Raw genomic sequence first — 26,048 nt, 5'->3', positions numbered from 1 at the left:
TGCCGATCTCAGGGTGCCGATGAATCGTAGGCTGCCAGGACCTCATCGCGGTTTCATTGGGTAGATTGAGAACGAAGCTATTCATTAACCGATGATAAAGTTCGCGGCGCTCTGCGTAAGACAGTATTTTTTCCGGGGTGACATCCAGGATGAATCACCTTCGCCAGGAAGGCCCGTCAGCTGCAAGCGCTCATAGGAGATTGGTTGCTCGCCACAGAGCAAGCGCTGGCACTGGTGTGCCTGCTCATGCGCGGACTCCGTGCCTGACACTCTGCAATGGGCCGTGGCTGCATCGGGCTTGATAGGCGGGGACAAGGCACGGAGACCCAAACTCCTCCGCACCTTGTGGGCCAGGAACGTAGTAACCAAGCGGCGTTGCGCCGCCTGTTACGCGTATTACTTGCGAATGATGTTTTTCTCCGGCCCGTACGGGAACTTGGTGATGTTCTCCGCGCCCTGCTCGTTGACGATCAGGATGTCGTGCTCGCGGTAGCCACCGGCGCCCGGCAGACCTTCCGGCAGCATGATCATCGGCTCCATGGACACCACCATGCCCGGCTCGAGCACCGTGTCGATGTCCTCGCGCAGCTCCAGCCCTGCTTCACGGCCGTAGTAGTGGCTGAGGGTGCCGAAGGAGTGGCCGTAGCCGAAGGTGCGGTACTGCAGCAGGTCGTGCTTGAGGAAGATCTCGTTCAGCTCACGGGCGATATCGCTGCAGCGCATGCCCGGCTTGATCAGCTTCAGGCCGGCCTCGTGCACCTCGACGTTGGCCAGCCACAGGCGCAGATGGTCGTCGGAGCAGTGATCGAGGAACAGGGTGCGCTCCAGCGCGGTGTAGTAGCCGGCGATCATCGGGAAGCAGTTCAGGCTGAGGATGTCGCCCTTGTTCACCTTGCGGGTGGTCACCGGGTTGTGCGCGCCGTCGGTGTTGATACCGGACTGGAACCAGGTCCAGGTGTCCATCAGCTCGACGTCCGGGAAGGTACGGGCGATCTCGCGCACCATGGCCTGGGTGGCATGCAGGGCCACTTCGTACTCCGGCACCTGATCACGCAGCGCCTCGACCACCGCAGCGCCACCGATGTCGGCGATGCGCGCACCGTGGCGGATCATCTCGTGCTCTTCGGCGGACTTGATCATGCGCATGCCCATGCACGGGGCGGCGATGTCGACCAGCTCGGCGTCCGGGTAGCGGTCGGCCAGCTTGGCGCGGTTCTGCAGGTTGATGTGGTCGTACTCGATGCCGATGCGACGCGCCTTCGGCAGCGCCTGCTGGATGGCGACGAAGTAGTTGTCGCGCTGCCAGTCGGTGTAGACGATGTTGTCGGTACCGACGGTGCGGCGCCACGGCTGGCCGCCATCGATGTTGGCGCTGATGCTGACCACGTCGTTCTGGGTCACCACCAGGGCGTAGGGACGACCGAACGAGCAGAACAGGAAGTCGCTGTAGTAGTTGATGTTGTGGTACGAGGTGAAGACCGCGGCGTCGATATCCTGCGCCGCCAGGTGGGCGCGCAGTTTGGCCTGGCGGTTGGCATACTCCTGGGCGGAGAACGTGGAGTTGACCTTGTCGCCGTTCTGAATCCGGATCGTCTTGGGCATTTGCATGGCGTGAATCCTTTTCGTTTTCCAGTGACTCGGTCCGCCGGTTTGGCGAGCCGTTGGAACGCATTCCACCAGATGCACTTCTGCCACTTTTGTACGTTTCCGACCCGAAATTGGTCAGATCCGCTACCCCGCCTGGGGCGCCCTCCAGGCACTGGCCACGCGGCGGACCATGGCCTTCGGAGCCCAGCGGAACGGAGCCTGCACAAGGCTCGAGCAGGCCCATTCAACGCACACGGGCACCGACTGCGCGCTTGCTTCGCACCGGGCATTGGTTGCGCCCCCACGCGTTCCCGAAAACAAAAAAGCCCGCCGGTGCTATGTCGCACGGGCGAGCCTAAGGAAAATCCAGGCGTTGATTAGGTCAGTGCATGGCCAAAGCAGCGCACTGCGAACTGTTTTGACGCTCGCGACTCGGAGCCGCACCGAAGTGCTCGCGATAGCACTTGGAGAAATGCTGCGGGGATACGAACCCACAACCGGTGGCGATTTCCAGTATCGATAGCCTCGTCAGCTTCAGTAGCTGGCGGGCCTGCAGCAGCCGCAACTTCAGGTAGTAGCGCGACGGCGAACAATGCAGATGCTGACAGAAGATTCGCTCGAGCTGTCGTCTGGACAAGCCGACAAAGCTCGCCAGCTTTCCTAACTCGATGGGCTCTTCGAGATTCGCCTCCATCAGCCCGATCGCCTCCTGCAACTTCGGCTGGGCGCTGCCCAAGGTCTGCCGTAGCGTCAGTCTTTGAGGCACCTGCTCACTGCGGATGCGCTCCAGCACCAGGGTATCGCCGATCGCCTGCGCCAGCACGGGGCCATGGCTGCGCTGGATCAGCTGCAGCATCATGTCCGCCCCATCGCTGCCGTTCCCCGCGGTGAAGCGATCACGATCCAGAACGAAATGCCGGCCACTGAGCACGACGCCGGGAAAGGCTTCCTGCATATCGACCCGGTACTCCCAGCTGGTGCAGCATTCATAGCCGTCCAGCAGGCCGGCATTGGCCAGAAGCCAACTGCCAGAACCCAGGCTGCCCAGGTGGGCGCCTCGATCGGCCAGCCGCTGCAGCAGGCGAATCTGTTCCGGATCGCAGCGGCGCTGGAGGTTTTCCGCACCACAGATGATCAACGCATCCAAGTCGCCCTCGAACGTGGCGGCGCCATCCGGCGTGACCAGCATGCCGTTGCTGGCACGTACCGGCCGGCCATCCATCGTCAGGGTTCGCCAGTGATACAGGTTGCTGCCGGAAAACTGATTGGCGCGGCGCAAGGGCTCCAGCACCGCGGCTAGCGTGATGAGGCTGAAATCGTCGCTGAGCATGAAGCCGATCGACTGGATCGCAACCTCAGCCGGCTGCTTCAGCGCCTGGTAAGCGGACATGGGGATATCTCCTCGGCAACGGCCTGGCAATGGAGCGGCAAGCGGCTCACTAACGAATGAATAACGGGGCTCAACACTCGACCGCGCTGACCGCCAGGCCGCCGCGCGATGTTTCCTTGTACTTGTCGTGCATGTCGGCACCGGTATCGCGCATGGTGCGGATCACCCGGTCGAGGGAGATGAAATGCTCGCCGTCGCCGCGCAGGGCCATCTGCGCCGCGTTGATCGCCTTTACCGCGGCGATCGCGTTGCGCTCGATGCACGGCACCTGGACCAGGCCGCCGACCGGGTCGCAGGTCAGCCCGAGGTTGTGCTCCAGGCCGATCTCCGCGGCGTTCTCCAGCTGCTCCGGGGTGGCGCCGAGAATCTCCGCCAGGCCAGCGGCGGCCATGGCGCAGGCCGAGCCGACCTCGCCCTGGCAGCCCACTTCGGCGCCGGAGATCGAGGCGTTCTTCTTGCACAGGATGCCCACCGCGGCGGCGGCCAGCAGGTAGTCGACCACGTCGGCCTCGCTCACCGCCGGGCTGAAGCGCACGTAGTAGTGCAGCACCGCCGGGATGATCCCCGCCGCGCCATTGGTCGGCGCGGTGACCATGCGCCCGCCGGCGGCGTTCTCCTCGTTCACCGCCAGGGCGAACAGGTTGACCCACTCCATGCCGCTCAGGGTCGAGCCGATCACGTTGGGCTTACTCATCTCCTGCAGGCTGCGGTGCAGCTTGGCCGCGCGGCGCTTGACGTTGAGGCCGCCGGGCAGGATGCCCTCGTGCTTGAGGCCGTTGTCCACGCACTCGCGCATGGCCTGCCACAGGCGCATCAGGCCGGCGCGGATCTCCGCCTCGCTGCGCCAGGCCTTCTCGTTCTCCATCATCAGCTGGGATACGCGCAGGCCGTGCTGCTTGCACAGGCGCAGCAGTTCGGCGGCGCTGGAGAAGTCGTAGGGCAGCTGGGTGCCGTCCTGGTCGAGCTGACCGGCGGCGGCCTGCTCGGCGTCGACCACGAAACCGCCGCCGATCGAGTAGTAGGTGTCGCTGTGCAGCTCGCGGCCTTCGCCGCAGAACGCGGTCAGGGTCATGGCATTGGGGTGGTACGGCAGGTTTTCGTCGAGCAGCAGCATGTCGCGCTGCCAGTCGAAGGCCACCGCCAGACGCCCGTCCAGCTGCAGCTGGCCGCTGGCGCGCAGCGCCTCGATGCGGGAGTTGATCTGGCTCGGGTCGATGCTGTCGGGCCACTCGCCCATCAGCCCCATGATCACCGCGGTGTCGCTGCCGTGACCGACGCCGGTGGCCGACAGCGAGCCGTACAGGCGCACCTCGACACGGCCGACGCGCTCGAGCATATGACGCTCGCGCAGGGCGCCGACGAACAGGGCCGCGGCGCGCATGGGGCCAACGGTATGGGAGCTGGACGGCCCAATACCGATCTTGAACAGGTCGAACACACTGATGGCCATAGCGAATCCTCTATCACTGCGCACCATCCGGTGCGTGATTTGATGAGGATTTTCGGCCGCTACCGGCTACAGAATCTGTCTAACTTCGACGCAGAGTTGTTCAGAGTCGCCCGATAGGTAGATCCAATCCCTGCGACGCACTTGAAGCTCAGACCGGACTGACCGCCCACTCAGTTTTCCGGCGCCACGACCAAAGGGCACTTCATTGCTCGGCTGTAGGCCACTACTCGGGTGGACAGCCGCTCTGCTTCGCCGCCCTTTCCCTAACCTTCGCTCAGCCTTTGAGGAAGTCCAGCACAGGACGGATGAAGGCCTCCCCTGCTTCGACGTTGGACAGGTGGGCGGCGCGCAGTTCGAGCAACCGCGCGTCGGCGATGCGCTCGGCCATGAAGCGGCCGCCCGCCACGGTGGTCACCGGATCGGCGCTGTCGGCGACGATCAGGGTTGGCGCCCGGATCGCACCGAGTTGCACGCGGTAGCCGGCATCGCGCACCGCCGCGCAGTTGGGACAAGCAGCAATGGAGCAACGAGCGCAAGGCGATGCTCTCGGCAGATGGCATTGGCTGTAGCTTAGTCCTTAGCGTTGAACAGCCGCGGTACACCCGCCAACTGGACTTCCAAAGCCCAGGAACGCCTGAGTCACTCCGCAGCAGAGCTTCGATCCCTACCAGAGCGCCAGGGTGTAGCCGAGGATCAGGCGATTCTCGTCAATATCGGTCGTGAGGCCATTACCAGACCTGAAGCTCAGGTTGCGCCAGCGCAGGCTCAGGCCCTTGAGGCTGCCACTTTGCACAACGTAAGCCAGGTCCGTATCGCGCTCCCATTCCTCGCCGTTGCCGGTCGTCGCCGTTCTGACGTTGCGACCATCGACGTAACGGGTCATGAACGTCAGTCCGGGAACGCCCATGGCGGCGAAGTCGTAGTCATAGCGCAGCTGCCAGGAGTCTTCATCGGCACGCGTGAAGTCGTTGAGGGTCACCAGGTTGACGACGTAGGCCGCTCCGCCGTTCAGGTAGGGAAAGGCGCTGTTTCCGGACAGGGATTGCCAGGCCGCACTGACCTTGTGACCACCGTGGCTGAGGCTGAACATGCCATTGAAGTTGCGGTTGTCGATCTCCCCCGCGCGCCGACTGCCGTCGCCGCGGCTGTCGAAGTAGCGGATATCGCTGCGCAGGCTGAATCCACCGGGAAGCACTTGGTTGTGCACCAGGCCGACGAACTGCTGGCGATAGATCTCGTCGAGCTGGCCGTAGTAGTAACTGAGGGCGAGCTGCGGATTGATCGCGTAGCTGCCCCCCGCGAAGTTGAAGGCGTCGCTGCGGGCACTGCCGTAGCCGATCTCGTCTCGTCCTGAGGAGTCGCGCAGATTAGTGCGGGTCAGGCGGCCAGCATCGAGCGTCAGGCCCTCGATATCCTGGGATGTGAGCATGCCGCCCTGAAAAGTCGATGGGAGCAAGCGGGTGTCGTTGTAGAGGGCGACCGGCAGCCATGGTTGCAGGGTGCCCAGGCGCAACACGCTCTTCGAGACGCGCAGCTTCCCGGTCAAGCCCAGTTCGCTGTAATCGTCCACCGGCTCCTTGCTGGCTGGGTCGAACGGCAACAACCCGGTGCCACGACGATCGCGGCTGGAGTCCAGTTTGATTCCAAGCTCGCCGATGGCGTCGAGTCCGACGCCTACCGGGCCCTCGCTGAAGCCCGACTCGAACCGGGCGATGAAGCCCTGGCCCCACTCGGCAGCTTTTGCCTGGCGGGCCGACTCCTGACGGAAGTCGCGATTCAGGTAGAAATTGCGCAGTTCCAGGCTGGCCTTGCTATCGTCGACGACGCCGGCCATGGCCATGGATGCCATCAGCAGACAGGGGGCGACGGACAGGCGCGCGAGCGCGCTCGCGCCACTCGATTGGGTATGGTGCATTGTTATTATTCCCGACAGGTAGTCTTGATCAACCGCCATGCTCAGTGCATGGGGTTCCCCGCACCGCCCCTCGCAGACATCGTGCGAGTGGGGCGGCAAGAAGTGGTGACCAGCCCGCTGCCTGGCAAGCCCGGGCGCTCGACTCGGTGACGGCGCCTGGTCTCGAATGCCAACGGCTTACGCCAGGACTGGTCTATGGCCTGAGCCTAAAGGCCTTGCGTGCTCACCCGACTGCTGGGCAGGTCGACCTTGCTCGATGACGCCTCAGGACTCGCCGCCCCCCTGTCATCGACGACTGCCAGACGAGCCTCGTGGGTGCGGTCGATGAGGAAGAAAGCAGCCACCAGGCCCAGGGCCGCGGCGAACATCACGTAGAACACCGGAGCAATGGCCAGGCCGGTGGTGTGAATCAGCCAGGTGACGATGAACTGGGCGAAGCCACCGAAGATCATCACTGCCAGGTTGTAGGCCAACGCAAGCCCCGTGGAGCGCACGCCGGCGGGAAATTGCTCGGCCATCGCCGCGGATATTGGCCCGAAGTACGCGGCCAGCAGGGTGCACAGCACCACCTGCATGGTCATCAGGCGAGCAAAGGATGGCGCCGCATGGACCCAGCTAAACAATGGATACAGGGCGATAAGCAGGCCGGCGGTCGCGCTGATGATCAGCGCTTTGCGGCCAAGCCGGTCGGACAGCGCGCCGAATACCGGCATCAGCAGCGTCATCAGGGCGACGGCAATCACCTGGGCGGTAAAGGCGTCGGTCAGCGCCAAGCTCAATTGCCGATTGGCGAAGGTCGGCATGTAGACAAGGATCACGTAGAAGCCGACGGTGCCACATACGGTGAGCCCCATGACGGTAATCACCTCGCGCAGATGATTACGCAGCATGCGGGCGAGCGACTGCTTTTCCTTAGGTGCCTGCCGAGCCTCGAGGAAGGCACTGGTTTCCGACAGGTGACGGCGCATCCACAGACCAACCGGACCGATGATCAAGCCGATGATGAAGGGGATGCGCCAGCCCCAGGCGTCCAGCGCCTCCGGCGTTAGTCCGTTGGTCACCAGTGCGGTAATGGCGGCGCCACAGAACACTGCCAGGCCCTGGCCGAACATCTGCCAAGAGCCATAGAGCCCGCGGCGATTGGCCGGCGCACTCTCGATCAGGAAGGAGGTAGCACTGGCGAACTCACCTCCGGTCGCGAAGCCCTGCAGCAGGCGGGCGAGCACGATGAGCAGTGGTGCGGCGACACCGATCGCGGCATAGGGCGGCGCGAAGGCGATCAGCGCGATGGATACCGTCATCATGCCGATGATCAGCTGCAGCGCGGCCTTGCGCCCCCTGCGGTCGGCGTAGATACCGAGCAGGATGCCGCCGACTGGACGCATGAAGAAGCCGACGCCGAATGTCGCCGTGGCCATGAGCAGCGAGCTGTATTCACTTTCGCTGGGAAAGAACAGGCGCGAAATCAGCACGGCGAGGAAACCGAAGACGATGAAGTCGTACCATTCCAACGCGTTGCCAATCACGGCTGCGATAACCTGGTGCTTGGGGGGAGCCGCTTTTTGCCTACTCATGATGTCATCTCCACGATAGAGCTTACTTGTTGTTATGAAAGCGAGTGACGACAGCTATTCACTCACCGAAGAATCGCTCGCCTAGCGCCACCCAGAAGGCCGCGCCAGGTACCAAACATTCGTCGTTGAAGTCGTAATGGGGGTTGTGCACGCTGCAGGGGCCGAGGTGCTCGCCACCGCCGAAACCGTTGTCGCCGTTACCGATCAGCAGGTAGCAACCCGGGACCCGCTGCAGGATGAAGGCGAAGTCTTCGCTCCCACTCAAAGGCGAGGCGTCATCGACTACCTGCGCTTCACCGACCAGTTCGCGCGCGACCTCGGCGGCGAGCTGCGTTTCCCGCACGCTGTTGACCAGGACCGGATAGCCGCGCTCGTAATCGATTTCGCAGCTGACGCCAAAGGCAGCAGCCTGCCCGTCGACCAGGCTGCGAATACGCGCCTCGAGCAAATCGCGCACTTCTGGTCGCAGGGCGCGCACGCTCAGCTCCATCTCGGCCGTTTCGGGAATCACGTTGTAGGTTTTTCCCGCGGCGATGCGTCCCACGCTGATGACCGCAGCGTCGTTCGGCTCGATGTTGCGCCCGATGATGGTCTGCAGTGCGAGTACGGTCGCGGCGGCCGGGAGCATCGGGTCCACGGCGAGGTGCGGCAATGCACCATGCCCGCCCTTGCCGCTGAAACGGATTACCACGCGATCGGACGAGGCCATAAAAGACCCCGCGCGAAAACGGAAATGGCCTGTCGGGACGCCCGGGTAGTTGTGCATCGCGAAAACCGCGTCGCAAGGAAAGCGCTCGAGCAAACCCTCGTCGAGCATGCGCCGCGCTCCACCGCCGCCGCCCAGCTCTTCGGCCGGCTGAAAGATCAGGTTCAACGTACCACTGCCCGGCAGGCGCCCTTCCCGGTGCATGCGCGCGAACACTTGCGCGGCGCCCAGGAGCATCGTGGTGTGACCATCATGACCACAGGCATGCATTTGCCCCGGCGTCTGGCTGGCCCATGGCAGGCCGGTCAGCTCCTGAATCGGCAGCGCGTCCATATCGGCACGCAGGCCGAGCCGCGGCCCGCCCTCGCCCCAGCGCAAGGTCCCCACGACACCGGTCACCGCAATGCCGCAATGCACCTCGTAGCCCCACTGCTCCAGACAGTCGGCCACCAGTCGGCTGGTCGCAAACTCGCTGAAACCCAGCTCAGGATGCTGATGAATAGTGCGCCGCCATGACTTCATCGCGGCTTCATTGGGTAGGTAGAGATCGAATGTATTCATGACTCGATAATAGAATTTGCAGTGCCTGATGGAAGGCAGTACTTTTTCCTAGGTGACAACTATAAGGAATCACCTTCGCCATGAAGGACCATCAGCTCAAAGCCCTGATCCAGGTCGCCGAGTGCGGCTCAATTCGCGCCGCCGCGCGCGCGATGAACCTGAGCCAGAGCGCGCTCACGAAGGCCTTGCGGGAGCTCGAGGAAGATGTCGGTGCGGAGTTGCTCACGCGCAGCTACCGAGGCATTGATTTCACGCCAGCTGGCCACGCGTTGCTGGTTCGCGCACGCCTTGCCCACGCGACACTCGATAAGGCGCGAGAAGAAATTCGTCTATTGCGGGGCGGCGCCGGCGCGCGCATAACGATCGCCTTGACTCCGCTGGTGGCGGCTACAGTACTGCCCCCGGTATTGACCGAGTTCCGCCGTATTCAGCCGGATGCTGTCCTGTCTCTCGAAGAAGGCTTGCTAACACAGGCCCTACCGGGTCTTCTGGAAGGCCGGCTCGACTTCGCGGTCGCCCTGGCCAACCCGTCAGACCTGCCCTATGAGGTGAATTTCGAACCCTTGGCCGAGGTCCACGCAGCACCCACCGGCCGCGTCGATCATCCGCTGGCGAAGGCGCGCACATGGGCAGAACTCAAAGACGCCAGTTGGGTGCTCAACCTCACCGACGGAAGCATGGGCAACCACTTCATGCGCTGGCTGACGGCGCAGGGCATCGGCGCGCCCAGGAATATGGTGCCCTGCGCCTCATTGACCCTGATGCTCGAATTGATGCGCCGCACGGACTACATAGGCTTCGGCCCAACGGCCCTGCTCAGCGATTCCTTGTTTGGCGCCGGGCTGCAACAGCTTTCCGTCGCCCCCCTGCCCCCACCTATGTCGCTTGGCATTCTCAGCTTGCGAGGTGTCCCCCTGGGCACATCGGCAAAGATGCTAGCGCGGCTGTTCACTCGCTTCCTGCACAGCTGACACCCGCTACGCAATCCCGACAATTCAGACGCGTTACTCAGTCCGTCCGGAAACGACCCACCAATGTGTTCAGCTGACTGGATACCTGAGTGAGCGAGCGCGTGGTGACCTTGGACTCACTGGAAACTTCGCTGATCCGAGCGGCATCCTGGTGAATATCGGCTACATAACGGTTGATGTCCTCGGCCACCGCATGCTGCTCCTCAGCGGCGGTAGCGATTTGGGTATTCATGTCCTTTATCGTGGTAACCGCCTCATGCACACCTGCAAATGCCTCCTCAACCTGAGCGGTAAAGGCCACCGACTCGTTTGACTGCTGCAGGCTGTGCTGCATTTCCACGGCCACGATATGGCTACTACTGACCAGTCTGCTGAGCAAGTCGTTGATCTGTTCGGTCGAGTCTGAGGTGCGTTTGGCCAAGGCGCGCACCTCGTCCGCCACCACAGCAAACCCGCGCCCTTGATCACCGGCGCGCGCGGCCTCGATGGCGGCATTGAGGGCCAGCAGGTTGGTCTGCTCGGCAATCCCACGGATGGTATCTAGAATGGCCGTGATGCCTTGAGTATTCTGCTCCAGTTGGCTAATCGATTCGGCGGCCTGACGAATACGCTCGCCCAGGCTACCGACTTGCTTGACCATCAGGCCGATGACCTGCTGCCCCTTATGCGCCTGATCCTGGCCGTCCTGAGCGGCTTGCGCGGCCCGATTGCAACTGATGGCCACTTCATTGGCCGTTGCGACCATTTCATGGAAGGCAGTAGACACCATGTCCACGGCCGTCGCCTGGCGTTGTGCTGCATCGTCGAGCTGGCTGGCTTGGTCACCAATAGCCACCGCCCCCTGCTCCACCTGCAGGCTGGAAGCGCGAATTTCCTTGATCAGTTTCTGGATACTGCCGATAAAGCTGTTAAAGCCCTTAGCCATCTGCGCAGTTTCATCATTACCCTTGGTCACTAGGCGGCGCGTCAGGTCCGCCTCGCCGCTGGCTATATCACGCAGGCTCGCTGAAGTACTGTTGATCGGCGCAATCAGCACTTTGGACAGCATTACGCCGCACAACCCAAAAATCACCACCAGAACAACTGCCAGCAGCGTGATCACCCACACCAGATGCCAAGCGCCAGCGCTGATCTCACTGCTTTCGATAAGGCCAATGTAGGTCCAGCCCAAGGCCTGTGATTTATACACACTGGCGTAATAGTCCTTGCCATCCAGGTGCACGTTATAGAAGCCTGCCGGCTGGCCGGCGAGAAATTCATATCCATCGCCCAGGCTTGCCAAGGCCTTAAAGCTATTATCGGGATACTGCGGATCGGCCAGTACATTACCGTCACTTTCCACCAGCAGCAGATAGCCATCGTTGCCAAAGCGGATTTTCTTGGCTACTTCGGTCAGTTTTTTCAACGAAACGTCCACGGAGACAACGCCGATTCCGCCATCGGCATCGGTGAAGGTCTGCGCGGTAGAAATGATGACGGCGCGATCCTCGGCAAACTCGTAAGCCTGAGTGCGAATCGGTTTGCCATTGTCTGTCAGGGCCGCCTTGAACCAAGGCCGTTCGCGCGGATCATAATGGGCCCTAATCTCCGACAATGGCCATTGCAGATAATGCCCCTGGCTAGTCGCTGCATACACATATGCGTAACTTGGATGCGATTGTCCCACCTGCTCGAACAGCTCATAGATGGCGCTCGCCACCCCACTGGTCGGGGTGTGCATTTTCGTCACCTGCGATGTCTCAATATAGCTTGGGAGGGTGCTATCGGCCGTCTGCAACAACCCTGTCCGACTCAACAGCGTGACGTTCTCTGCAACACCATCTAGAAAAAATGAGAACGCATTGTCCACTTCACGCATCTGCTCAACGCTGCTCTTATTAAACTGCTCACGTTCCCGATCGACCGCCTGTTTGGTGACAAAAGCCGCGATAATCAGCACGGGGACCAAGGTTACACAGATAAAGGCGACTATCAATTTAATGCGAATAGTCATATACCCACCAAAGCTCTATTAATTATGCCCGCCAGAGATAAGCCCAGCAAATGCACTAAAATGAACATCATTACGTCATCAACGAACCTCTGACGATATTAATTAAACACATTCCCCCTGAGCACGACCGCTTATCTTTTGACCAGCAGCGTAATGGCAGGCCACTCCAATTTTTAGGAATTGAAGCAGATTGCACTCATTCATATTTGTTCGTGGCCGACCTATAATTTCCACTCGCTCACCTCCGATTATGTTTGCTGAGACAGAGTGGGCCTACACCGCACTGCTAAGGATGGTCTGAAGTAGCCCAGTAATTTTGGCCGACTTCAGCCTTCGCTGATTTTGTAAAGCGGGCCGTCGATCAAAAACGACCAGATCGCTCTGTGGCTCCCTAGTCTTATCTTTGGCTAAAGAAACTCCGAACAAGCCAGCACCAATCCGGCTGTAACTTGCTCAATGCACTTCCAGATCTGGCGCAGCCGGCTGATTCATCCAGAAACCCGGGTTTTGCCCGGGTTTCTGCGTTTTACAGGCGCACCTCGCCCGCATTCGCCAGATTGGTCTACTCCGGTTCTGGAGATCGGTCGGAATGCATCAGTGCATATCCTTGTGCGGCTTACGCCCCCGCTTGAAGATCCGCTATTTCACTATATGAACCACACGCCGGACCTGCGCCTCCACATACGCCGCCGACCGGCATAATTTGCGCAGGGGAAGCCCACTTAGTCCTTGAGCCCTCCTGTGTTAGTCAAACGCAGCAATCGGGGGCCCTCTGCCTCGCACAAAAGCACGCGTCTCCACAGCGGCCACCAAGTCATAGAACATCTACGCCACAGCATGTTGCCATCCCGAAACTCGCAGGCTAGAGTGCGCCCGTCGTGGTCAATCCCACGGCCGGGCGTGACAACCTGTGAAGCAAGGGCGCGGTAGCACCTTAGGTGACTAGCAAGCACGTTTGTGCTCGGCTATCGCTTTTCTATGGTGGGCCGTGCGGGGCAGGCTTCGGCCTGGCCGGTTCCCTTGGTTCCCGGTCGTCACCCCCGTACGGTCCACCACCAATCCGCGTGACAACGGATGGTAGTGGCTCCTTAATCGAACCAAGGAGCATAAGGAAAATGCGCTACCCCCTTTTTACCCAAGGGCTCCGCCTTGGGTCTCAGGTCCTGTTGTCCGCCTCCATCCGGGAGGTGCGTCATGGCTGAGTTCGACACCTGCATCATCCCGTTCCCGAGGCAGCAGAGTCCGCTGCACGAATCCGAACGCTCGCCCCTGCCCGTCGAGGCCGCCGCCGAGTTGCGCGCCACAATGCTCGGCAACTTGCTCGATCAGATGGCCGAGCCGGAAGGCTTTCAGCCAGATGACCTGCGTGTGAGGGTTACGGCCTACTCGGCTCTGGATCTGCTGGATGAGATGGTCGTGCTGTACCGCCGAGCGCTCTCCGAAGCGCGAGGAGGTGTCGCGTCATGAGCAAAGGTGTCGTCACCCTCCTTCCGCCGCACGACGGCCATCCTGGCATGGAGATCACTTGGGCCGCGGACTGCCGCCAAGCCTTCAACCAGGGCGTGAACTTCGCCCAGACCTGGCTCGACAACACCCGCAGTGGTTGGCTCTGGGCAGCGATGATCGCCGAGCGCGACCACCTGCCCCGCGCCATCGAGCGCCGTGCCTTCGAGGTGGGTTTTCTCAGCCGCATCCATCAGCGCTTGTGCTCGCCCCGACAGGGTGGCGAGCCCGTCAAGGCGGTGGCGCTGCGTCTCTAAGCAGACTCTGAGCCGGCGCTGCCGCCGGCTCATCCCTTGTCCCGGAGGCGAGCCCTCCTGGCGCCAAGAGCAGGGGTTCTTGCCCCCTCAAAATCAAGAAAAATAGACGGTTTCCACCCGGCCGCTGCGCTGGGCGGAGCCTCCGCGATTTTTCCTGATTTTTTCACGACGGCCTTAGTCGCCCTAGTCGGCAGGGGTTCATGCGCCGCGCAAGCGCAGAACCCGGAAGACGAAGGAGCGAACACCATGAGCGAAGCAATCAGGATCTATGTGGCCGACCTGGCCGCCTACAACGCCGGCCACCTGCATGGGGTCTGGATCGATGCCACCCTGGAGCTGGACGAGATCCAGGCGCAGGTCGAAGCGATGCTGACGGCCTCGCCGGTCGAGGGAGCGGAGGAATACGCCATTCACGACTTCGAGGGCTTCGACGGCTACCGCCTCGGTGAGTACGAGGGCCTCCAGAGCGCCCACGAAGTTGCCTGCTTTATCGAGGAGTACCCGGAGTTCGGCGGCGCCCTCCTCGCCCACTGCAACGACCTTGAGCAGGCGCGCAAGGCGGCCGAGGAAGACTACTGCGGCTGCTACGCCTCGCTGGCCGACTACGCCCAGGAGCTGACCGAGGAAACCAGCCACATTCCCCAGCACCTGGCCCCCTACATCGACTACCGCGCCATGGCCCGCGACATGGAGATGAGCGGCGATGCGTTCACCATGGAGACCGGCTTCGAGCTGGTGCACGTGTTCTGGAATCGCTAGAACGAATGCGGGGCACCGGGGCCAACCCGGTGCCTTGGCTGTTTGCGCCCCTGTCCTGCCGGCCACCCGCGCGCCCCACCCGAAAGCCGATGCCCGGGTGAGCGCACCCGGCAATCGGCCTGCTGCAGCCCCATTCTGGAGCCTACCGATTCAGACCGTTAGGGTCTTACGTCTTTACCCAAATCCGTAGATCCGCTTCTACGGATCCACGGATTTGTGCAGAAGCGAATCGGCGCTTCTACGGATTTACGGAAATCCGCCGATGCGCTTTTGCGGTTCTACAGAAAGCTGTAGATCCGCAAATCCGTAACTCTGCGCACTTCTATCCCGACGCGGGGGCTTGCCGCTGGCAGTCGCTCGCACGGATGGGTCGTACTCGGTCAGCATCCAGACCCTCCGTGTCACAATCCCCGCCCCTCTTGCCTGCGCATTCGCCCTGACCCAACTTGGCATGATCGAGCGCGCCGACTGCCGCACGGTGCACCTCCCACGTCAACGGAGGACACCCCCATGTCGCACTCACCCGAGCCGTCCCGTCACCCAAATCGCATCGATCTCGACTCCCCGCTGCACCGCAAGGCCGGCCCTACGGCCCACGCCATGAGGCCCGTAGAGCGCGCCAGTGAAGCGCAAACGCCTCAGGCCTGCCCTTCCCAGCGCTACCTCACCAACCACGAAGCAGCGGCCTTCCTGCGTCTGTCGCCACGCACGCTGGAGAAGCAGCGGGTGATCGGCGGCGGGCCGCGCTTCCACAAGTTCGGTCGGCGGGTGATGTACGCCCTGGCCGATCTCGAGGCCTGGGCCGGTCAGCGCAGCTTCGAAACCACCTTCGACCCCGAGTACCTCGACCGCCACCCGGGAGCGCAGCGTGATGAGCAGTGAAGCCCTTGCCCATGAGTCGCTACGAGCCCTCCTTGCCGGCCTCGAGCGGGCAAAGCCAGCAACTAGACCTGTTCCGCGCCCTGCCGGGCGACCTGGCGCCGCGCGACGCCCAGGACCTGATGGCGCACCCGTTCTTCTCCCTGGCCAAGTCACGCCGTGTCGTGCCAATCGACTTTCGCTCGGGCGAGGTGACGGTGCGCGTCGAGGGCACGCTGGAGCATGGCATCGCCACTATCTGGGATGCCGACATCCTGATCTGGGCGGCCAGCCAGATCGTCGAGGCACGCGATGCCGGCATCCCCACTTCGCGGCTGATGCGTGCAACGCCCTACCAGATCCTGCGTTTCATCGGCCGCGGCACTTCGCTGCGCGACTACCAGCGCCTGAAGGCCGCCCTGGATCGGTTGCAGTCGACCAGCGTGGCCACCTCGCTTCGCGCACCCACCGGCCGGCGCCTGCATCGTTTCTCATGGATCAACGAGTGGAAGGAGCTGGCCGAGGCGGATGGCCGGCCGCTGGGCATCGAGCTGATCCTGCCGGACTGGTTCTACCGCGGGGTGCTGGATCAGGCCCTGGTGCTGACCATCGACCCGGCCTACTTCCGCCTCTCCGGCGGCATCGAGCGCTGGCTGTACCGCCTGGTACGCAAGCACGGCGGGCGCCAGGAGGACGGCTGGCAGTTCGACTTTCGCCATCTGTACCGCAAGTCGGGGAGCACGGCACGTTACTCGGACTTCGCCCTCGACCTGCGTGCCCTGGTCACCCGGCAGTCGATGCCGGGCTATCGCCTGGAGGTGGTGCGTCTGTCGCGGTCGACCGAGCTGCTGGCCTTTCGCGCCGTGCCGTAGACGGCACGGGGATAACTTCGGGAAAAGCTGTGAATCGCGACGTGCTATCGGGCGCACGCCGGCCCGTGCTATCAGGAGCACGATGCACGTGCCATCAGGCGCACCAACTCCTCTGCAGGCCACGGCTGGCGCGACCTCCAGCCTCCCTTAACTTAACTAACTTAAAAGCTCTAACTTGTTATTGGGGCAGGCCCCTGCTGTGGACAGGCGCCGATTGGGGCGGTTTGGCCGGGGAGAAACGGCCATGATCCTCGCCCTGCTCAACCAGAAAGGCGGGGTGGGCAAGACCACCCTGGCCACCCACATCGCCGGCGAACTGGCCCTGCGCGACCACAACGTCATCCTGCTCGATGCCGATCCCCAGGGCTCGGCGCTCGACTGGACCCAGCGGCGCAGCCAGCAGGGCTTGCCCAGGCTGTTCAGCGCCGTCGGCCTGGCGCGCGAGACGCTGCACCAGGAGGCACCGGAGCTGGCTCGGCGTGCCGATCACCTGATCATCGACGGACCACCGCGCATCGCCGCCCTCGCCCGCTCGGCGTTGCTGGCCGCCGAGCGTGTGTTGATCCCGGTGCAGCCCAGCCCCTACGACCTGTGGGCCAGCGCGGAGATGGTCAACCTGATCCGCGAGGCGCAGTTGTTTCGTCCCACGCTGCAAGCAGCGTTTGCCATCAACCGCCGGGTCAGCACCACGGTGATCGGCCGCGAGGCGCGCGGCGCCTTGGCCGACCAACCGCTGCCGGCGCTGCAGGCCGAGGTGCGCCAACGCATCGTGTTTGCCGAGAGCGTGGCGGCCGGTCGCCTGGCCTGCGAACTGGCACCGGACAGCGTCGCAGCACGCGAGGTCAGCAGCCTGGTCGACGAGCTGCTGAGGTGGGCGCCATGAGCGGCAAGCGCATCGGCATCGGTGCACGGCCGTTGGCCGATCCAAAGGCCGAGGCCTGGATACGCCAGGGCACCGCCATCGCCCCCAGCAAGGCTGCGCGCTACACCGCGCGACTGACCCTGGACGTGACGCCCGCCCTGCGCACACGGATCAAGCTGGCGGCGTTCAACCGCGGCGTGACGGTGGCACAGTTGCTGCGCGAGGTGCTGGAGCGGGAATACCCGGAGGCCACGCCATGACGCCGGACACTCGCCGTGCGCAGTGGCCACTGGCGCTGGCCACCGGCAGTTTGCTGGCACTGGGTTGGACCGCATTCGCGACGTCGCCGCCCCAACTCGTTTACAACGCCTCCGACAGCGTGCCGATCGGCTGGTATCGCATCACAGCAACCCGCACGGTTGCAGCCGGCGATCTGCTGCTGGTTCGCTTGCCAGCAGAGGCAATGGCGCTGGCAGCGCAGCGGGGTTTTCTACCGGCGAACGTACCGCTGCTGAAAACGGTCGCCGCGGTCGCGCCGCAGAGCGTGTGCGTACACGGCGCTCAGCTGCGGGTCGACGGCAGGCTTGTTGCCAGGCGGTTGCATTGGGATCGACAAGGTCGCGCGCTACCGGTCTGGCGAGGTTGTCGACGCCTGGTGGGCAAGGAACTGTTCCTGCTGGGCCGCCATCCGGAGTCGTTCGACAGCCGCTACTTCGGCCCGGTGTCGGTCGACGCGGTGATCGGCCGGGCGCAGCCCTTGTGGCTGGAGTCGCGTCGATGATCAGACCCTCTCAGAGTCAATCCGTCTGCCGAATGCGTGTGCTCGGCTTGTGCAGTCGAGCACCACCGTCATGCCGATATAACTGCCCTCGCCTGCCGGTCTGGGACTTTGGAAGTCCACGTCCCACCTCACCTGATTACCCAACCTAGGAGCACAAAGGCACGGGAAAAGCGGAGGGCAAGATAAAAGGGGGCGGCACTTCGCTAGCCCTGGAAAGCAGTCTGCACGGGGGTTGGCGGCGGCACAGCGTCAACTTCACCAGGTGCCGCGGTCGTGTTCACCCCGGATCAACACTGGCCTACGCGCGTGACTGGCACGCCGCACTACGATCGACATGGAAGAGGAATCAGCATGAGCAAGGAGCGCCATCCGAACGACGAACAAGGCTTCCGCCCCCGGCCGGGAGCGCCGAAGCAACGCGGCCAGAGCTACATCAACCAAGTGCTGCGCCAGGCCAACAAGGCCGGTACCGGCAAGGCGCGCAAGGCTGGCCAGCAGCCAGGCGCCCGCCTCGGCCGCGGCCATGTCGCCGCGCGGTTCAGTGCGCAGCAACTGCCAGCCAACGCCCGCCGCGTCACCATCAAGACGCGCCTGGTGAACCTGCGCCAGGCGGGCAAGCGTTCGACCCTGAGCCACCTGCGTTACATCGAGCGCGATGGCGTCAGTCGCGAGGGCAATCCGGGCCAGGCCTACGGCCCGCTGACCGACCAGGCCGACGTGGCGGCCTTCGAGGAGCGTGGCCGCGAGGACCGCCACCAGTTCCGCTTCATCGTCTCGCCCGAGGACGCCGAGCAGCTCGACGATCTGCGCACCTACACCCGCCACCTGATGAGCAGCATGGAGGCTGATCTCGGCACGCGACTCGACTGGGTGGCGGTCGACCACTGGAACACCGACAACCCGCACACCCATATCGTCCTGCGCGGCAAGGACGACACCGGCAAGGACCTGGTGATCGCCCGCGACTACATCGCCGAGGGCATGCGCAACCGCGCCGCCGAACTGGCCACCGAATGGCTCGGCCCGCGTACCGAACTGGAGATCCAGCAGGGCCTGCAGCGCGAGGTGGAGCAGCAGCGCTTTACCAGCCTGGATCGCACCCTGCTGCGCGAACGACAGGCCGGCGTGCTGAGCCTGAAGCGCCTCGCCAACCATCCGCGCCGGCAGCTGCTGATCGGCCGCCTGCAGCACCTTCAGCGGCTGGAACTGGCCGCCGAAACTCGACCCGGTCAGTGGCTCATACGCAGTGAGGCCGAGGCGACCCTGCGAGCCCTGGGCGAGCGCGGCGATATCGTGCGCACGCTACAGCGCGCCATGGGCGGTACGCAGCGAGAACTGGCGGTATTCGACTCCGGTAACGGCTGCCCTGCGGTGACCGGCCGGGTGGTGGCCAAGGGGCTCGCCGATGAACTGCATGACCGTGGCTACCTGGTGGTCGATGGCCTCGATGGCAAGGCCCACTACCTGGCCCTGCCGGCCCGCACTGAGCTGGCCGACTACCCCATCGGCGCCGTGGTGGAGGCGCGAACACTGAGCGAACCGCGCGCGGTGGACCGCTCGATCGCTGCGCTGGCGGCAGATGGCATTTACTGCAGCGATCAGCACCTGGCTCAGGCCCGGACGCAGGCCACCGACGAGCCTGATCGCGCGGCGCTAGTCGAACGCCATGTACGGCGCCTGGAAGCCCTGCGCCGGGCCGGCATCGTCGAGCGGGTGGCCGAGGGGGTCTGGCGAGTACCGGCCGATCTGCCGGAGCAGGGACTGCGGCATGACGCCCGCCGCCTTGGTGAGGTCGCCGTGGAGCTGCGCACGCCGCTGCCCATCGAGCGGCAGGTCAGGGCCATCGGTGCAACCTGGTTGGACCAGCAGTTGCTCGGTGGCAGCCGCGAGCTGTCCAACCGCGGCTTCGGCACCGAGGTGCGCGAGGCCCTGCGCCAGCGTGCGGACTTTCTGGTGGAACAGGACCTGGCCCAGCGCCAGGGCCAGCGCGTCGTGCTGGCCCGCAACCTGCTGGCCACCCTGCGATCTCGCGAGCTGACGACGGCGGCACGCGAGATCGCGGCGCAGACGGGCCTGCAGTACCGCCCGGCGGTCGAGGGCGAACGGGTCAGCGGGGTCTACCGGCGCAGCCTGCAGCTGGCCAGCGGGCGCTTCGCCCTGCTCGATGACGGCATCGGTTTCAGCCTGGTGCCCTGGAAGCCGGTGATCGAGCAGAAGCTCGGGCAGAGCCTGTCTGCCGTGGTGCAGGGCAACGGCGTGTCCTGGCAATTGGGCCGCCAGCGCGGCCCGTCGATTGGTTAAGCGGCCGGTACTCCAGCCGGCTCGAGCGCCTGCTGCAGCCACTGCTCGAAGGCGCGGCTCTGCGCCCTGCCCTCCTTCGCCGCGTAGTACACCAGGCGCAGGTGGCGGTCCTCGTCGATGGTCAGGGTGGTGTGTTCGAAGTCGACGTGCCCGACATCCTCGATGTGCAGGTGGCGGACGCCCTGGCAGGGGCCATGGATTTCCTGCTGGCGCCACCAGGCCTTGAAGTCGGGCGAGGCCTTTTCCAGATCCTTCACCAGCGCAGTGATATCCGGGTCCTGGGTGGCACGGACGAAGTCGCGGCGGAAGCTGGAAAGGATCTGCAACGCCTGCTCGTCCCAAGGTTCGAACAACTCGCGCATGGCCGGGCTGGTGAACAGCAGCCACAGCAGGTTGCGCCGCTCCACCGGCTGCGCGGCGAAGCCGAACACCCGGTCCGCCGCGCCATTCCAGGCCAGCACGTCCCAACGCAGGTTGAGCACGTAGGCCGGGCGCGTCGGCAGATCGCCCATCAGGCGGTGGATCAGCGGCGGCACCACGCACCAGGTGCGCCCCGGCTCCGGCGGCAGGCGCTGGTGGGCCAAGAGGAACAGGTGACGGCGCTCGGTGGCATCGAGCTTGAGCGTGCGCGAGAGGTTATCGAGGAAGGTCGCGGAGACACTGATGTCCCGCCCCTGTTCGAGCCAGGTGTACCAGGACAACCCCACCCCGGCCAGGGCCGCCACTTCCTCGCGGCGCAGCCCCGGCGTGCGCCGCCGACTGCCCGCCGGCAACCCCACCTCCTCCGGCGAGATGCGTTCGCGGCGGCTGCGCAGGAACTCTGCCAGTTCCGCCCGGGTACGTTCGAGGGTGCGGGGCGCGCTCATCCGATTACCTCTAGTAACAGTATAAATAGTCAAATTGTAACCCCAATAAATCCAAAGAAGAATAGCGCCTCCTGGCCGTAAAGGCGCGTGCCAGGGCCCTTTCTGAATGAGGAAGACACAACGACGTGTCAGCAATCGCTAAGGAGATATACGGATGTACCAAGCGCTTCTTCGTGAACAACTGGAGACCCTGAAGGCCTCCAACCAGTACCGCACCTTCACCACCCTCAGCCGCATCTGTGGCCAATACCCCCTGGCCAAGCTGGATGGCCGGGAGCAGGAGCCGGTGGTGGTCTGGTGCAGCAACGACTACCTGGGCATGTCCCAGCATCCAGCCGTGCGTGAGCAGATGCACGACGCGCTGGAGACCTACGGCGCCGGCTCCGGCGGCTCGCGCAATATCGGTGGCTCCCATGAGGTGTATGCCCGCCTGGAGGCGAGCTTGGCCGACTGGCACGGCAAGGAGGCGACGCTGGTGTTTCCCACCGGTTTCGGTTCCAACGACGCCACCCTGCAGTGCCTGCTGCGGCGGATCCCGGATTGCGTAGTGCTCAGCGACGAGCTGAACCACGCCTCCATCGTCAACGGCATCCGCTCGACCCCGAACGAGCGCAAGGTGTTCCGCCACAACGATGTCGCCCACCTGGAGCAGCTCCTCGCCGGTTACCCCCTCGGCCAGCCCAAGCTGGTGGTGTTCGAGTCGGTCTACTCGATGGACGGCGACATCGCGCCCATCGCCGAGATCGTCGCGGTCGCCAAGCGCTACAACGCCCTCACCTACCTCGACGAGGTGCATGCGGTGGGCATGTACGGTCCGCGCGGCGCCGGTATCGCCGCCGAGCGCGGCCTGGCCGAGCAGGTGGACATCATCCAGGGCACCATGGCCAAGGCCATCGGGGTGATCGGCGGTTATATCGCCTCGACCCAGGTGATCGTCGACGCGGTGCGCTCCTTCGCCACCGGGTTCATCTTCACCACCTCGCTACCGCCGGCGATCACTGCCGGTTGCCTGGCCAGCGTCGAGCACCTCAAGACCAGCAGTGCCGAGCGCGAGCGCCTGCATCGCCAGACCGCCAAGCTGCGCGAGCAACTGCGGCAGCACGACATCCCGGTCATGCCCTGCTCGCAGACCCACGTGCTGCCGGTGCTGGTCGGCGAAGCCAAGCGCTGCAAGGCCGCCGCCGAGCGTCTGCTGCACAGCCATGGCGTGTACCTGCAGCCAATCAACTACCCCTCGGTACCGATCGGCACCGAGCGCTTCCGGGTCAATGCCACGCCCAACCACAGCGACGGGCAGATCGAGCACCTGGCGCTGTCGCTACGCGAGACCTTCGAGCACTTCGCCATTCCGCTGGCGTCCCAAGTGTTCGGCGCGGAGGTGGCCTGAGATGGATCAGCCCCTCTTCACCGTACGTCCGGCGACCCTGGCCGACGTGGCCAGCCTGGTGGAGCTGCGCGCGCACCTGCTGGATGGCACTGCGGCCACGTACGCGAGCAAGTCGCCAGAGGACGCCGCGCAGTGGCGTACGGCCTACCGCAGCTGGCTGGGCAGCCACCTGGGTGCGAGCGACAACCTGCAGATCCTCGCCGCCGAGCGTCGCGACAGCGGCGAGGTCATAGGTTGCGCGACCGCCATCATCGACCAGCGGGCGCCGGCGCCCAACTGCCTCAACGGCTTGTGCGGCTGGGTGCAGTCGGTGGTGGTGGCGCCGCAGTGGCGGGGCCGCGGCATCGCCCGGCATCTGATGCAGCAACTGCTGCACTGGTTCGCCAACCGCGGCGTCGGCTCGGTGGTGCTGCAGAGCACCGCGGCGGCCGGCACGCTGTACAAGACACTGGGCTTCGCCGCCAGCGACGAGCGTCTGCTGATCCGTCAGGAGGCCGCGGCATGAAGATCCTCATCATCGGCCTGGGCTATGCCGGCAGCCGCTACCGCCGCGCCTTCGAGCACATCGCCACGAGCACCGGGCTGCCGTTGTCGCTGGCCTATGTCGGGCGCCGGCAGAAGACCACCGAGTTGCCGTTCTTCGACAGCGTCGGCCGGGCGCTGGAGGTATTCGCACCGGACATCGTCGTAGTCAGCGTCAACGATCACAGCCATGCGCCGGTGCTCAAGCAGTTGGCCGGCTACCGGGGTTTTGTGATCTGCGAGAAACCGTTGGTCACGCCCCAGGATGAGCTGGCCGCAATCAGTGCTGCCCTGAGTCAGGTCGGCGGCTTTGCCCTGGACCTGGTGGAACGCTACTCGGACGCCAGCCGGCAGCTGCGCGAATGGGTCGAGCGGCATAACTGGCAACTGGTACGCGCCCACTTCCACTGGGGCAAAGATCGCATCAACGACTACCGCCCTTCCTGTGGCGTGACCAGCGAGGTGATCCACGCCCTGGACCTGCTCGGCTGGATCTGCCCGCGCGCCGGCCAGCTTCAACTGCAGGGTGTGCTCGGCGTGCGCTCGGATTTCTCGATCTCCGGCGACGAGGTGCTCGACAGCGTGCTGCTCACCGCCCGCCTGGGCGAGGCGCCGGTCAGCGGCTACAGCAGCTTCGTCAACATCGTCCGCCAGCGCACCCTGGACTTCAGCTTCGTCGACCGCGACGCCCGGCTGATCCATGCGCGCCTGGTGTTCGACACGCCGCGTTGGGACCACGACCAGCTGCGCATCTGGACCCGCGGCGCGAACGGCGCCGAGGAGCTGCTCCACGCGTTCGTCACCACCCCCGACGAGCCAGGGCTGGACACCCTGCACAAGCTCTCGCGGCTGTGCCTGCAGGTGGTCCGCTGGGTCGCGCTCAAGGAGCCGCCGCGCCAGGCCTTCGCCGGTCTCGATATCGCGATGGCCCTGCAGCGCCTGCTCAACGAGATCGACGCCCACGCGAAAAACCCACCAGCGGCGCGCTACGTCCATGGCGAGACACGCGTGCTGCTGGCCGAGGACAGCGACCTGGAAAGCCTCGGGTAACCCATTCACAAGGAGAGGAGAAGACTATGTGTGGAATCACTGGATGGCTGTCCTACAGCCAGAACCTGGAAAGACAGCGCGCCACCCTGCAGCGCATGACCGACACCATGGCCCTGCGCGGCCCCGATGCCGATGGGCTGTGGATCGACGGGCCGGTCGGCCTGGGCCATCGCCGCCTGTCGATCATCGACCTGGAGGGTGGCCGCCAACCGATGACGGCCCTGCACGGTGGCCCGCGCGAGGTCGCCGCCATCACCTACAGCGGCGAGGTCTACAACTTCCGCGAGCTGCGTACCGAGTTGCAGCGACTCGGTCATCAGTTCAAAACCCGCAGCGACACCGAGGTGGTGCTGCGCGCCTATGTGGAGTGGGGTGAGGCCTTCGTCGAGCGCCTCAACGGAATGTATGCCTTCGCCATCTGGGACCTGCGTTCGCAGGAGCTGCTGCTGATCCGCGACCGCATGGGCGTCAAGCCGCTGTATTACTTCCCCACCGCGGACGGCGTGGTGTTCGGCTCCGAGCCCAAGGCACTGCTGGCCAATCCCCTGGTGCCGCGCAAGGTGCGCACCGACGGCCTGCGCGAGATCCTGGAGATGGTGAAGACACCGGGCCATGCGGTGTTCGACGGTATGCGCGAGGTGCTGCCGGGCGAGATCGTGCGGATCAATCGCCAGGGCCTGGGCCGCCGTCACTACTGGAAGTTGGAGGCGCACGAGCACAGCCATTCGCTGGACGAGACCATCCGCCATACCCGTGACCTGCTGGAGGATATCGTCGACCGCCAGATCGTCGCCGACGTGCCCCTGTGCAGCCTGCTCTCCGGCGGCCTCGACTCCTCGATCATCACCGCGCTGGCGTCGAAGAAGCTGCTGGCCGCCGGCAAGGAGAACATCCGCTCCTTCTCCGTCGACTTCAGCGACCACGGCGCCGGCTTCACCGGCGATGCGGTGCGCGGCACGCCGGACGCGCCCTTCGTGCGCGACCTGGTGGAGAAGATCCGCTCCAGCCACCAGGAGATCGTCCTCGACAGCCGCGAGCTGGCCGACCCAGCGTTGCGTGCACAGATCGTGCGCGCCCTCGACCTGCCGCCGGCCTTCTGGGGCGACATGTGGCCGTCGCTCTACCGGCTGTTCCAGGAGGTGCGCAAGCACTCGACCGTGGCGCTGTCCGGCGAGAGCGCGGACGAGGTGTTCGGTGGCTACCGCTGGTTCCACGACCCCGAGGCGATCCAAGCCGACACCTTTCCCTGGTTGACCTCGGTGACCGGCAAGTACTTCGACGGCAAGACCCTGTTCGATCCGGGCCTGCTAGCCCAGCTCGACATGCACAGTTTCCTGCGCGACAGCTACAGCCAGGCCCTTGCCGAAGCGCCGGCGCTGCCGGGCGAGAGCGCACAGGATAGGCGCATGCGGCAGATGAGCTACCTCAACCTGACCCGCTTCGTGCAGACCCTGCTCGACCGCAAGGACCGCATGAGCATGGCCGTCGGCCTCGAGGTGCGGGTGCCCTTCTGCGACCACCGCCTGGTCGAGTACGCCTTCAACATCCCCTGGGCGCTGAAGGCCTTCGATGGGCGGGAGAAAAGCATCCTGCGCGCGGCGACACGCGACCTGCTGCCGGAGTCGATCAGCGAGCGGGTCAAGAGCCCCTACCCCTCGACCCAGGATCCGGCCTATGAGCAGGCGCTGCGTGATGCCCTGGCCGCCATCCAGGCCGATCGCAATGCCCCGGTGACGCCGCTGCTCGACAGCGGCCGTATACAGCAAACCCTGGCCAAGCCGCTCGGCAGCGTCTCGCCCATGTACGAACGCATGGGCATGGAGCTGGCGGTCGGCCTCAACACGTGGCTGAGCGAGTACGACGTCAGCCTCGAGCTCTAGTCC

General features: G+C 64.3%; 22 protein-coding genes and 2 pseudogenes. 14 read left to right on the top strand and 10 right to left on the bottom strand.

All coding sequences use genetic code 11. From position 1 onward, the window contains the following. Nucleotides 1–396: 396 nt before the first annotated feature. The 7 genes and pseudogenes from ACSX1C_RS03905 to ACSX1C_RS03875 form a co-directional block, all read right to left on the bottom strand. Complete coding sequence (locus tag ACSX1C_RS03905; RefSeq protein ID WP_439888320.1) at nucleotides 397–1,608, bottom strand: M24 family metallopeptidase; 1,212 nt, start codon at nucleotides 1,606–1,608, stop codon at nucleotides 397–399. A 361-nt stretch (nucleotides 1,609–1,969) separates the two neighbouring features. Further along, nucleotides 1,970–2,977 carry a GlxA family transcriptional regulator gene (locus ACSX1C_RS03900; protein ID WP_439888319.1) on the bottom strand — a complete coding sequence of 336 codons (1,008 nt, stop codon included), beginning with the start codon at nucleotides 2,975–2,977 and terminating at the stop codon, nucleotides 1,970–1,972. Nucleotides 2,978–3,047: 70 nt separating this feature from the next. Continuing rightward, on the bottom strand, nucleotides 3,048–4,427 hold the full coding sequence (locus tag ACSX1C_RS03895; protein ID WP_439888318.1) for an L-serine ammonia-lyase: 1,380 nt from the start codon (nucleotides 4,425–4,427) through the stop codon (nucleotides 3,048–3,050). Between the two features lie 274 nt (nucleotides 4,428–4,701). Beyond that, nucleotides 4,702–4,932 (bottom strand): annotated as a pseudogene (locus ACSX1C_RS03890) (3-oxoadipate enol-lactonase); the annotation flags it as partial. Nucleotides 4,933–5,091: 159 nt separating this feature from the next. Beyond that, the gene (locus ACSX1C_RS03885; RefSeq protein ID WP_439889365.1) at nucleotides 5,092–6,276 is read right to left on the bottom strand and encodes an OprD family porin; all 1,185 of its coding nucleotides are present in this window, start codon (nucleotides 6,274–6,276) and stop codon (nucleotides 5,092–5,094) included. A 272-nt stretch (nucleotides 6,277–6,548) separates the two neighbouring features. After that, a complete protein-coding gene (locus ACSX1C_RS03880) occupies nucleotides 6,549–7,916 on the bottom strand; it encodes an MFS transporter (RefSeq protein WP_439888317.1) in 1,368 nt (455 codons plus the stop codon). Between the two features lie 58 nt (nucleotides 7,917–7,974). Continuing rightward, nucleotides 7,975–9,183, bottom strand: a complete 1,209-nt coding sequence (locus ACSX1C_RS03875; protein WP_439888316.1) for a M20 aminoacylase family protein — start codon at nucleotides 9,181–9,183, stop codon at nucleotides 7,975–7,977. 80 nt (nucleotides 9,184–9,263) lie between these two features. Between ACSX1C_RS03875 and ACSX1C_RS03870 the strand changes: the two genes are divergently transcribed. After that, the gene (locus tag ACSX1C_RS03870) at nucleotides 9,264–10,154 is read left to right on the top strand and encodes a LysR substrate-binding domain-containing protein (RefSeq protein ID WP_439888315.1); all 891 of its coding nucleotides are present in this window, start codon (nucleotides 9,264–9,266) and stop codon (nucleotides 10,152–10,154) included. 37 nt (nucleotides 10,155–10,191) lie between these two features. Here ACSX1C_RS03870 and ACSX1C_RS03865 read toward each other — a convergent pair whose 3' ends face one another. Both ACSX1C_RS03865 and ACSX1C_RS03860 read right to left on the bottom strand, forming a co-directional pair. Continuing rightward, entirely contained in the window at nucleotides 10,192–10,923 is a 732-nt protein-coding gene (locus ACSX1C_RS03865) for a methyl-accepting chemotaxis protein (RefSeq protein WP_439889364.1), read from the bottom strand. 129 nt (nucleotides 10,924–11,052) lie between these two features. Beyond that, nucleotides 11,053–12,147 (bottom strand): annotated as a pseudogene (locus ACSX1C_RS03860) (cache domain-containing sensor histidine kinase); the annotation flags it as partial. A 1,194-nt stretch (nucleotides 12,148–13,341) separates the two neighbouring features. Between ACSX1C_RS03860 and ACSX1C_RS03855 the strand changes: the two are divergent. The 9 genes from ACSX1C_RS03855 to ACSX1C_RS03815 all read left to right on the top strand — a co-directional run bounded on the left by ACSX1C_RS03855 (nucleotide 13,342) and on the right by ACSX1C_RS03815 (nucleotide 20,340). After that, complete coding sequence (locus ACSX1C_RS03855; protein ID WP_439888314.1) at nucleotides 13,342–13,614, top strand: hypothetical protein; 273 nt, start codon at nucleotides 13,342–13,344, stop codon at nucleotides 13,612–13,614. Further along, nucleotides 13,611–13,907 (top strand): LasR-specific antiactivator QslA, encoded by a 297-nt coding sequence (locus ACSX1C_RS03850; RefSeq protein ID WP_439888313.1) that lies wholly within the window; start codon nucleotides 13,611–13,613, stop codon nucleotides 13,905–13,907. Before ACSX1C_RS03855 ends, ACSX1C_RS03850 begins: the two co-directional genes overlap by 4 nt. A 246-nt stretch (nucleotides 13,908–14,153) precedes the next feature. Further along, the gene (locus ACSX1C_RS03845) at nucleotides 14,154–14,666 is read left to right on the top strand and encodes an antirestriction protein ArdA (RefSeq protein WP_439888312.1); all 513 of its coding nucleotides are present in this window, start codon (nucleotides 14,154–14,156) and stop codon (nucleotides 14,664–14,666) included. Nucleotides 14,667–15,266: 600 nt separating this feature from the next. Beyond that, the gene (locus ACSX1C_RS03840; protein ID WP_439889363.1) at nucleotides 15,267–15,548 is read left to right on the top strand and encodes a helix-turn-helix transcriptional regulator; all 282 of its coding nucleotides are present in this window, start codon (nucleotides 15,267–15,269) and stop codon (nucleotides 15,546–15,548) included. An 11-nt stretch (nucleotides 15,549–15,559) separates the two neighbouring features. Next, nucleotides 15,560–16,396, top strand: coding sequence for a replication initiator protein A (locus ACSX1C_RS03835; protein ID WP_439888311.1), 837 nt, complete (start codon nucleotides 15,560–15,562; stop codon nucleotides 16,394–16,396). Between the two features lie 244 nt (nucleotides 16,397–16,640). Next, complete coding sequence (gene parA / locus ACSX1C_RS03830; RefSeq protein WP_439888310.1) at nucleotides 16,641–17,279, top strand: ParA family partition ATPase; 639 nt, start codon at nucleotides 16,641–16,643, stop codon at nucleotides 17,277–17,279. Beyond that, a complete protein-coding gene (locus tag ACSX1C_RS03825; protein ID WP_439888309.1) occupies nucleotides 17,276–17,518 on the top strand; it encodes a hypothetical protein in 243 nt (80 codons plus the stop codon). Before parA ends, ACSX1C_RS03825 begins: the two co-directional genes overlap by 4 nt. After that, a complete protein-coding gene (locus ACSX1C_RS03820; RefSeq protein WP_439888308.1) occupies nucleotides 17,515–18,039 on the top strand; it encodes a S26 family signal peptidase in 525 nt (174 codons plus the stop codon). Before ACSX1C_RS03825 ends, ACSX1C_RS03820 begins: the two co-directional genes overlap by 4 nt. 351 nt (nucleotides 18,040–18,390) lie before the next feature. Further along, nucleotides 18,391–20,340 carry a DUF3363 domain-containing protein gene (locus tag ACSX1C_RS03815; protein ID WP_439888307.1) on the top strand — a complete coding sequence of 650 codons (1,950 nt, stop codon included), beginning with the start codon at nucleotides 18,391–18,393 and terminating at the stop codon, nucleotides 20,338–20,340. On the opposite strand, the gene ACSX1C_RS03810 is transcribed toward ACSX1C_RS03815, so the two are convergent. Next, complete coding sequence (locus tag ACSX1C_RS03810; protein WP_439888306.1) at nucleotides 20,337–21,206, bottom strand: helix-turn-helix transcriptional regulator; 870 nt, start codon at nucleotides 21,204–21,206, stop codon at nucleotides 20,337–20,339. The genes ACSX1C_RS03815 and ACSX1C_RS03810 overlap by 4 nt on opposite strands. A 154-nt stretch (nucleotides 21,207–21,360) precedes the next feature. Between ACSX1C_RS03810 and hemA the strand changes: the two genes are divergently transcribed. The 4 genes from hemA to asnB are packed head-to-tail and all read left to right on the top strand — an operon-like array spanning nucleotide 21,361 to nucleotide 26,045. Further along, nucleotides 21,361–22,593: a 5-aminolevulinate synthase gene (gene hemA / locus ACSX1C_RS03805; RefSeq protein ID WP_439888305.1), complete on the top strand. Its 1,233-nt coding sequence runs from the start codon at nucleotides 21,361–21,363 to the stop codon at nucleotides 22,591–22,593. 1 nt (nucleotide 22,594) lies between these two features. Then, entirely contained in the window at nucleotides 22,595–23,098 is a 504-nt protein-coding gene (locus tag ACSX1C_RS03800) for a GNAT family N-acetyltransferase (RefSeq protein WP_439888304.1), read from the top strand. Beyond that, nucleotides 23,095–24,165 (top strand): Gfo/Idh/MocA family oxidoreductase, encoded by a 1,071-nt coding sequence (locus tag ACSX1C_RS03795; protein WP_439888303.1) that lies wholly within the window; start codon nucleotides 23,095–23,097, stop codon nucleotides 24,163–24,165. Before ACSX1C_RS03800 ends, ACSX1C_RS03795 begins: the two co-directional genes overlap by 4 nt. 26 nt (nucleotides 24,166–24,191) lie before the next feature. Then, a complete protein-coding gene (gene asnB / locus ACSX1C_RS03790) occupies nucleotides 24,192–26,045 on the top strand; it encodes an asparagine synthase (glutamine-hydrolyzing) (protein ID WP_439888302.1) in 1,854 nt (617 codons plus the stop codon). Nucleotides 26,046–26,048: the final 3 nt, after the last annotated feature.

Source organism: Pseudomonas sp. MBLB4123 (assembly GCF_051904775.1).
Lineage (GTDB): Bacteria > Pseudomonadota > Gammaproteobacteria > Pseudomonadales > Pseudomonadaceae > Aquipseudomonas > Aquipseudomonas benzenivorans_B.
This window is presented reverse-complemented; position numbering and strand designations above follow the sequence as displayed.